We start from the raw sequence: 8,588 nt of genomic DNA, 5'->3' as shown, positions 1-8,588 counted from the left end.
TCAGTTATCAGGGGAGGAGGGCCTCTTATCCCCTCGCTTCAGAGCTTTCGCGGTGACCCTTTCGGGGTTCGCAGGCGGGGAATACTTGCCCCTTCCCCGCTCTAAAGGCGGGGCTTTCCCCTTCCTGCTCTCCCTCGGTGGGTGCCCCACCGCTCCCAGCAACTTCGCTCGGGGACAAGAGGCCCTTTGAAGCCCATCCCCCCAAGACTGAAGGATTACGGGGATGGGCCCTTTTCTCCTTGACATGGATGGAGGGGGTATGATATGAAATTTTACCGTCAAAATAAACAGTTATAAAAAATGGCTGGGTGATTTTTCAGCCTTCAATTACACTGTCGACCTCCCTTCAGGGGGCGAAGCCCCCTGAAACCCCTGGTGAGGGAGATTCCTTAGTGGAATCCCCTCCCCTGGTGGGAGGGGATCTTTTTCCTGGAAGCTTTGGGGGTCTGGGGGCCAAAGGCTCCCAGAGAGACAGGTCTTCGACCTGCCTGATATTTTCAGGGGGCGGAGTGAGTGTAAACCCTCCCGAGGGTTTAATAACCATTTGTTGTTATAGGGACTTAAGGGTGAAAGGGGGGAAAGAGAAAAGGAGTAAGGAAAGGGGAAATTTTTTGTATTCCCTGAAATTGACCGTGCCCCTGTTGATCCTGCTGGCGGCGCTGTCTGTCATCGGGACCATCATCCCCCAAAACGCCTCCGAGCACCAGTACCTCCGCCTCTACAGTAAAGAGACCTATTACGTCCTCAAGGGCCTCGGCCTTCTGGATATGTACCACTCATGGTGGTTCATCGGGGCGCTGGTCCTTTTGGTGATCAACCTGACCGGCTGTTCCTTGAAGCGCCTGCCTGCCCTCTGGCAACAGGTACGCGAGACCAAGAAGGGCTACGCCAGATTGGGGACCTACCTCACCCACCTGAGCGTGCTCCTCATATTATTGGGTGGCCTGATCGGGGCCGTGTGGGGCTTCAGGGGGTATGTGGAGATTGCGGAGGGGGAGACCGTGAAGGGGATCTTCCTCAACTCGCCCCAAAGGGTGAAGAGACCGCTGGGGTTTAAGGTGCGATGCGATGCATTTCATGTGGATTTCTACCCCGATGGTTCCCCCAAAGAGTATGTCAGCACCCTCACCTTTATGGAAGGGGAAAAGGTGGCCCTCGATCATGTGCCCCTGCGGGTGAACCATCCCATAACCTATCGAGGCCTCACCTTTTATCAGGCCTCCTATGGGATAAGCGATCGCTCCTCAAAGGCCATCCTGGAGGTAAGAAAAAGAGGAGGCAGGGAGGATTCCATCACCATGAAGCTCGGCCAAGGGCAGATAAGGCCCATCCCTGGTACTCAGTCCCAGATCGGTTTTATGAAATATCGGGCCAAGGTCCATGATCTAGGGGAGGCGATCCTGTTGGTCCTCTTCAGCCTCCACTCCCCCCCGGAGAGCTTCTGGCTTTTCAAGCGCTTTTCCGGGATTGAGGGCTGGCAGGTGGGGAATTTTGTCTTTGTCTTTAAAGATTTAGAAAAGAGATATTACACGGGGATCCAGGTCACCCGCGACCCCGGCGTGCCTATTGTCTGGGTGGGGTTTACACTCCTAATGATCGGGATGGTGGTCACCTTCACCCTTCGCAGACCACAGAAGAGGCAGCCATCTCAGGAGGACTAGGTGCCAAAGGAGGTTATGGTCATCGTGCTGGCGGGCAACGGGATCAACTGCGAATATGAGACCGCCTATGCCTGCAAGCTAGGAGGGGCAGATAGGGTCGACATAGTCCACATCAATGAGCTCCTCTGGGGGGAAAGGAGCCTAGACGACTATCACCTCTTCTGCCTCCCCGGGGGGTTTCTGGATGGGGATGATCTAGGGGCGGCCAAGGCCTGCGCCAATCGTTTCCGGCACGCCAAGGTAGCCACCACAGGAGAGAGGTTCTGGGATCAGATGATGAGATTTATCCAAAAGGGGAGGTTGATCCTGGGGATCTGCAACGGTTTTCAACTCATGGCCAAACTGGGCCTGGTACCTGCCCTGGGAGGAGGATATGGTGAGCAAACGGTGACCCTGACCTTTAATGATTCAGGTCGCTTTGAGGATCGATGGATCCATCTTAAGGTCAATTCCCATTCGCCATGTGTCTTCACCAAGGGGTTGGAGAAGGTCTATCTACCAATCAGACATGGCGAGGGGAAATTCCTGCCCGCCAGCACATCGATCATGGGGCAGCTCAAGGAGAAGGGGTTGACCTGTCTGTACTATACTGATGAGAGGTATCAAGGGTCGACTACAAAGTACCCCTTGAACCCCAACGGCTCTGTGGAGGGGGTGGCAGGGATATGTGATGAGACGGGGAGGCTCTGTGGGCTCATGCCCCATCCCGAGGCCTACGTCCATCGGACCCATCATCCTAGATGGACCAGAGAGGAGCTACCTGAGGAGGGGGCAGGTGTCGCCTTTTTTAGAAATGCCGTGGAGTATATCAGGGGAAATTTACTCTAAGTAACATAACATACTAAAGGTCTTTGGCCGGAAAGGGGGTAAAAGGGTGAACAAATCTGAGCTCGCTCTAGAGGTAGCCAAGAGGGCGAAAGTAAGTCAAAATGTGGCCAAGGTGGTGGTTGAAGCCGTCTTTGAGGAGATGGAGGAGGCCATGCGAAAGGGGGAACGGATCGAGATCAGGGGATTCGGGAGTTTTGTGATCAGAGATTATGGTACTTATCAAGGCAGAAATCCCAAGACAGGAGAAGCGGTACGTGTCTCCCCCAAAAAACTCCCGTACTTCAAGGCGGGCAAAGAGCTGAAAGAGAGGGTAGACCACTAGGGGCAAAAAGGCTTTGAGGGAGGAATATCAAGGGGTAGTAATGGTTCAGACTGTTGCTACCCCTCCTCAACGCCAAAACTCCCCTAAGGTCTCTTTCACCGTTTCCACGACCCCCCGAATCCGGGGGTATCCTCTTCCCTCTTTCTGTTCCCATTCGCCTCTGTCTAATGCGACCTTACCCGCCATCACGTTCACCATCTCCCTTACAGAACGGGCCAGGCCTTCCAGGTTGTACCCCCCTTCCAAGGTGATAACAAACCTCCCTTCACACACCGTTTGGGCAATATCCATGATGATGTTGGTGAGGCGGGCAAAGCCCTCTTCAGTAACGTCCATCCCCCCCAAAGGATCCTGAAAGTAGATGTCGAAGCCAGCTGAGACCAGAATCAGTTGCGGCCTATACGTCAAGGCAATGGGTCGGAGGATATGATTAAAGATATTGGCGTAATCAGTGTCACCATGGCCAGGGGATAGGGGAACATTGACTGTGTATCCCCGTCCTTCACCCTCCCCAATCTCGGTATAGTGGCCAGTGCCGGGATAGTAGGGGTATTGGTGGGTGGAAAAGTAGAGTACCTGGGGGGTTGAGTAGAAGGTCCTCTGGGTGCCGTTGCCGTGATGAAGGTCCAAATCGGCGATGAGGACCCGTTCTAAACCATACTTCGAGAGGGCGTATTTGGCACCGATGGCAACGTTGTTGAAGATGCAAAAACCCATGGCCCGATTCCTCTCGGCGTGATGTCCAGGGGGCCTCACCAAGGCGAAGGCATTATCCAGGTCCCCCATCACCGCATCAATGGCCGCCAACAGGCCGCCCGCAGCCAACAGAGACACTTCATAGGTCTTAGGTGAGACCACAGTGTCGGGATCGAGATGCCGCATGGGACCCCCAGCAGTGGCGGCGATTCTATCCACATACTCCGGGTCATGGACAGCGGTGATCTCCTGGCGTGTCGCTTCTCTAGGGGTAATCTCCACAAAGGGCCCCTCCAGTTCATCCAAGGCCTTATAGATATGGACCAACCTATCCGGGTTTTCCACGTGATAGGAACCGGTCTCATGTTCCAAGTACCTTTCATCCCTTACGATGCCCGTTTTTGCCATGAGAGCTCCTTAATGAAAAAAGGGTTCTAGGATTCCAGGGGTCAAGGATTCTAGTGTATTTCCCTTGACCACTTGAACCCTCGACCCCTTGACCCCTGTTTTTTATACTATCCCCCCATCCACCACTATAGTTTGCCCGGTGATATAGTCAGCCCAAGGGGAGGCGAGAAAAAGCACGGCCCAGGCCACCTCCTCGGGCCTCCCCACCCGCCCCAGAGAGGTGGACCGGACGATGGCCTCCACCCGCTCACGGGCCAACTGAGTGATCATATCCGTCTCGATCAGGCCTGGGGCTACGGCATTCACCTGGATGTTAAAGGGCCCCAATTCCCTGGCCAAGGCCTTGGTGAAGGCGATGATCCCCCCCTTGGCGGCGGCGTAGTTGACCTGCCCAGCGGTCCCGATGATCCCACTGACAGAGGAGATGTTCACTATCTTTCCCCTCTTTTGGGGGATCATCTTGCGCACCACCGCCCGACAACAGAGATATACAGAGGTGAGGTTGACCTTCAATGCTTCCTCCCAATCCCTCTCCCCCATCAACATGAGAAATCCATCCTTGATCATGCCAACGTTGTTCACCAGGATATCTATCCGCCCTCCCTCCTTTTCCACCTGGTTCATCATCTTGGTCACCTGGGTGGAATCAGTGACGTCTGCCCGATAAGGGATCACCTCTCCTGGGGCCCTTTGGGCATCCCTGACGGCATCCTGTGCCGCTCCCTCATCCCAGGAGTAGTTCATGAAGACCCGGCAACCCCTCTGTGCCAGTAGGAGACAGATGGACCTCCCTATCCCCTTGGAACCCCCGGTGACTATGGCCACCTTGCCTTGAAAGTCCATGCTCCCCTTTCCCTCACCTCAGGGGGTGCATCCGCGGCCTCTTCATCCGGCTGACCAGCTCCCAGAGCGGGCCCCGAACGCCGAACTTGCGGATTCCCTCCATAAGCTGAGGGGAGATATTTATCTCTAAACCAGGAACGATCCAGCCCCGGCGCTGCATGGCCCCCTCGGTGACGAGCTCGATGAGCCTCTCGGACCCGATCAGCGGGGAGATATAGAACTTGGGCTCTAAGAGATCGTCACCCATTTGGATCATCCCCTCCTGCACGGCGATCTCCTGCAGGGGGGTATGGGGATAGATCCTGATCCCCAACATGGCGATCACCGCCGTAGGGGTCAAGCAATCCATGAGGTCAAAGGTCTCTTGCAGGCTCCCCTCATCCTCCCCTGGACCCCCCAAGAGGAGATAAAGGGCAAAGTTCAGCCCCGCTTCCCGGCAGAGCTGGCAGGCGCGTACGATGTCCCCTACCCCAAATCCTTTTCCGTAGTTTGCCAATATCTGTGGTGAGCCCGAGTCAACCCCCAGCTCCACCCCCTCGCACCCCGCCTTGATCATCAATTCAATGATCTCAGGGGCCAGAAACCGGGGATTGACAAAGGCCGTCCACCTCACCTTCACCCCCTGGGCTATCATCTCGCGGCAGAACGCCTCTGTATAGTCGGGGGGATAGTTAAAGATGCCATCGACGAAGTAGACATAGTCCACCCCCTGATCCGCCTGGAGCCCCTTCAGCTCCCTTACTACCACATGCACATCCCTCAACCTCACCTTCCTCCCCTCCAAAAGGGGATAGGTGCAGTAGATACAACCAAAAGGGCAACCCCTCTTGGTCTGGAGGTTGGCCATCCCCCCCTCTTTCAAATATCTCCGGTTGTCCAAGACACCCCTGTCCGGGGCCCCCAGCGACTCCAAAGGAAGGGGGGGAAGGTACTCATCCCTCCCCTTGATCAATACCCCGGGGATCCCATGGGGGGAACCCCCTCCCTCCCAGCTTTGGGCCAGCTTGACCATGCTCCTTTCTCCCTCCCCCACAATCCCGAAGTCCACATCCAGGTGTTGCATCATGGGGAGGGGGGTCAGGGAAAAGCCGGAGCCACCGATGACGAGGGGGGCAGAGGTCCGACGGCGCAGTATCCCCACCGCCTCCTCCAGCTCCGGCAGGTAGGAGACAGAAGGGGGATAGGTGAGGTTGTCCAGATTCCTCAGGGAGATACCGATCAAATCAGGGGGGAAATCCTCCAGAATCTGGACCAAATCCCCTTCAGGGTCTGAGGAGAAGCAGAGATCCACACCACGGACGTCATGCCCCTCTGCCTTGAGGGACCCGGCGATATAGGCGAGGCCCAGCGGGGCTACAGGATAGGGCATCCTCTCCCTGTTGGCCGAGATCAACAAGATCTGCATCCCCTAAACCCTCATAAGGGTCTACTCTCACCTCCGCCTATGTAAAATACGATAGGTCTTTGACCTATCTCTCTGGGGGCCATTGGCCCCCAGACCCCCAAAAAGGAAAAATACCTTATTAGGGGTTTCAGGGGGTGAACCCCCCTGAAGAGACGACCTAAAGGTCGTCAAGGAGGCTAGGATTCGAGGGGTCTAGTGATGTGCCTATGGCACATCTTTACCGTGAATGAATTCACGGTAAAGAAAAACACAAAAGGTGTGATTAGTCAAGGAAGTTCGACTTCAGTACAGGACAGGAAGGATAGAGGGATTCAAAATTAAGGATGGTACTTCACTCTATCTCACCATAAGGCTTGGCAGAAAGAGGGCGATTTGAGGAAACATAATCAAGATGATATTGCATACAATCAAGGCCCCGAGTAAAGGGAGTATCCCCCTAAAGATGGTCTCCAGGGGGACATCTTTGGCCACCCCACTGACCACATAGACATTTACACCCACCGGCGGAGTGATCACCCCCATCTCTGTGATTAAGACAATGACAACCCCAAACCATATGGGGTGATAACCTAAGCTCACGGCAACGGGGAAGAAGATGGGGATGGTGAGCATGATCATCCCCAGGGCATCCATAAAGCACCCACCGATGAGATAGATAAAGACAATCACCCCCATGATGGCCCATGGAGGTAATGGGAGCCCGGCCACCCAATCTGCCAGGATATAAGGGATCCTGGTCACGGCCAGGAAATGGCCGAAGACCGTCGCACCTGCAACGATTACCAGGACCATACAAGAGATGCCCACGCTCTCCCAAATGGCCGCCAAAAACTGCTCCCAGTTTATCTGTCTCCTACCTATGGCGAGCATAAGGGTGATAAAGGCGCCAGCGGCCCCCGCCTCAGTAGGGGTAAAAAAGCCCTTGAACAAACCCCCCATGACCAGCCCAAAGATGAGCAACATCTCAATGACCCCTGAGAGGGATCGCAACTTCTCCTTGAGGCTCGTCTTGGGGCCTGGAGGGCCCAGCTCTGGTTTTAGACGGACGCGGGTATAGATGGTTAACATAAAGAGGGAGGAGAGGAGGATGCCTGGAAGGATACCAGCGGCAAAGAGCTTACCTATGGACTGTTCGGTCATGATGCCATAGACGATAAATATCACACTGGGGGGGATGAGGATCCCCAAGCTGCCGCCCGCAGCGACAGTGCCGGTGGCCAGCTCTGTGCTATACTTGTACCTCTTCATCTCTGGCAGGGCAATCGTGGCCATGGTAGCTGCGGTGGCATTAGTGGACCCACAGATGGCGGCAAAACCCGCGCATGCCCCAATGGTGGCCATGGCCAGACCACCTGGTAAATGCCCCAAAAAGGTATATGTAGATTCATAGAGCCTGCGACTTATCCCGGCATGGAAGGCGATCTGCCCCATAAAGATAAAGAGGGGTACCACGGTCAAACTATAAGAGCCAAAGGTAACGTAAATATCTTTGGCAAAAATCCTCAAGCCCCCCTCCAGGGAGACCAGATAGCTAAATCCTACGAATCCCACGAAGGCCATCACAAATCCGACCGGCATACGAGAGAACAGGAGAATGATAAGGATAACCAGGCCGATCAGTCCCACCGTTGTTGGATCCATCTCCCTACCCCTTATTAACCAGAATGAAATTTATTGCTGAAAAGAAGACTAGGCCACGATAAAAGAGGGCTCATTCCTCCCACCTGTACCAAGCCTCTGCCCCCCTGGTCATCACCAGCAGGAGGTCTACTAAAATGACCATACAGACAGTGGCGGCAGAGAAGGCAATTCCATAGAGTACAGGGAAAAAGGGTATTTGTAGGGTCAATGACACCTCCCCTGCGGTCCGCAAGTCATTGCCATATCTTACACACTCCCAGGCGAGCACGGCAAACAATACGAGGCTCAGCAGATTCGTGATCAGGTAGATGACTTCCTGGACCCGAGGGGAAAACCTCGTGACCACCACCTGCACAGCTACATGGCCTCGGTCGATGGTGGTCTGGGCCATGGCAAAGCCAGCCACCACCGCCCCTGAAAAGCCCACGATCTCATAGGTGCCGAGGATGGGATGCCTGAAAAGCCGCAAGACGATATCCGCACTGGTGAGGAGCATCATCCCGACCAAGCTCCACCCCGCCACCCAATTGATTATCCGAGATGACCCGCGGGTCAACCTGATAAAGCCCGTCATGTTTTGCTCCGTTGAATGAATCAGGGGTCACCGCAGCCCTCCTTGAGGAACTGACAGCGACCCCTTTTCCGTCCTATCCTTTATTTGCTGTATTTTTTGATCAATTTCTTTATTGTCTTTACGTACTTCTTCCCGGGCAACCCCTTGCCCTCAGCCTTCTTTGCATACTCATCCAAAACCGGCGCAACAGCCTTTGCCCAGCGGGCGCTC

The 8,588-nt window shown here is 54.9% G+C and carries 9 protein-coding genes; 3 read left to right on the top strand and 6 right to left on the bottom strand.

Annotated features, from left to right (window positions below):
- The first annotated feature begins 611 nt into the window (after positions 1-611).
- From JRI46_11520 to JRI46_11510, 3 genes are read left to right on the top strand one after another with little or no spacing between them, the layout of a single operon-like run.
- Positions 612-1,661, top strand: a complete 1,050-nt coding sequence (locus JRI46_11520; protein ID MBW2040195.1) for a cytochrome c biogenesis protein ResB — start codon at positions 612-614, stop codon at positions 1,659-1,661.
- A 15-nt stretch (positions 1,662-1,676) separates the two neighbouring features.
- On the top strand, positions 1,677-2,489 hold the full coding sequence (locus tag JRI46_11515) for a phosphoribosylformylglycinamidine synthase subunit PurQ (protein MBW2040194.1): 813 nt from the start codon (positions 1,677-1,679) through the stop codon (positions 2,487-2,489).
- A gap of 46 nt (positions 2,490-2,535) precedes the next feature.
- Positions 2,536-2,811, top strand: a complete 276-nt coding sequence (locus tag JRI46_11510) for an integration host factor subunit beta (protein MBW2040193.1) — start codon at positions 2,536-2,538, stop codon at positions 2,809-2,811.
- 66 nt (positions 2,812-2,877) lie between these two features.
- Here the strand turns inward: JRI46_11510 and JRI46_11505 are convergent, their stop codons facing one another.
- From JRI46_11505 to JRI46_11480, 6 genes are all read right to left on the bottom strand, one after another.
- Positions 2,878-3,915, bottom strand: a complete 1,038-nt coding sequence (locus tag JRI46_11505; GenBank protein MBW2040192.1) for a histone deacetylase — start codon at positions 3,913-3,915, stop codon at positions 2,878-2,880.
- Between the two features lie 102 nt (positions 3,916-4,017).
- Positions 4,018-4,758 carry a 3-oxoacyl-ACP reductase FabG gene (gene fabG / locus JRI46_11500; protein ID MBW2040191.1) on the bottom strand — a complete coding sequence of 247 codons (741 nt, stop codon included), beginning with the start codon at positions 4,756-4,758 and terminating at the stop codon, positions 4,018-4,020.
- A gap of 13 nt (positions 4,759-4,771) precedes the next feature.
- Complete coding sequence (locus JRI46_11495; GenBank protein ID MBW2040190.1) at positions 4,772-6,163, bottom strand: radical SAM protein; 1,392 nt, start codon at positions 6,161-6,163, stop codon at positions 4,772-4,774.
- Between the two features lie 336 nt (positions 6,164-6,499).
- A complete protein-coding gene (locus tag JRI46_11490) occupies positions 6,500-7,804 on the bottom strand; it encodes a TRAP transporter large permease (GenBank protein MBW2040189.1) in 1,305 nt (434 codons plus the stop codon).
- Between the two features lie 70 nt (positions 7,805-7,874).
- A complete protein-coding gene (locus JRI46_11485) occupies positions 7,875-8,378 on the bottom strand; it encodes a TRAP transporter small permease (GenBank protein ID MBW2040188.1) in 504 nt (167 codons plus the stop codon).
- 80 nt (positions 8,379-8,458) lie between these two features.
- A partial coding sequence (locus JRI46_11480) for a C4-dicarboxylate ABC transporter substrate-binding protein (GenBank protein MBW2040187.1) occupies positions 8,459-8,588 on the bottom strand: 130 nt, incomplete at its 5' end.

The organism is Deltaproteobacteria bacterium (genome assembly GCA_019308925.1).
GTDB lineage: Bacteria > Desulfobacterota > B13-G15 > B13-G15 > RBG-16-54-18 > JAFDHG01.
Note: the sequence above shows the minus strand (reverse complement) of the source record. Positions and strands in the feature narration are given on the sequence as shown.

Coding starts and splice junctions, on each gene's coding strand:
- JRI46_11515 (MBW2040194.1), top strand. CDS start 1,677: ATGGTCATCGTGCTGGCGGGCAACGGGATCAACTGCGAATATGAGACC.
- JRI46_11505 (MBW2040192.1), bottom strand. CDS start 3,915: ATGGCAAAAACGGGCATCGTAAGGGATGAAAGGTACTTGGAACATGAG.
- fabG (MBW2040191.1), bottom strand. CDS start 4,758: ATGGACTTTCAAGGCAAGGTGGCCATAGTCACCGGGGGTTCCAAGGGG.
- JRI46_11495 (MBW2040190.1), bottom strand. CDS start 6,163: ATGCAGATCTTGTTGATCTCGGCCAACAGGGAGAGGATGCCCTATCCT.
- JRI46_11490 (MBW2040189.1), bottom strand. CDS start 7,804: ATGGATCCAACAACGGTGGGACTGATCGGCCTGGTTATCCTTATCATT.
- JRI46_11485 (MBW2040188.1), bottom strand. CDS start 8,378: ATGACGGGCTTTATCAGGTTGACCCGCGGGTCATCTCGGATAATCAAT.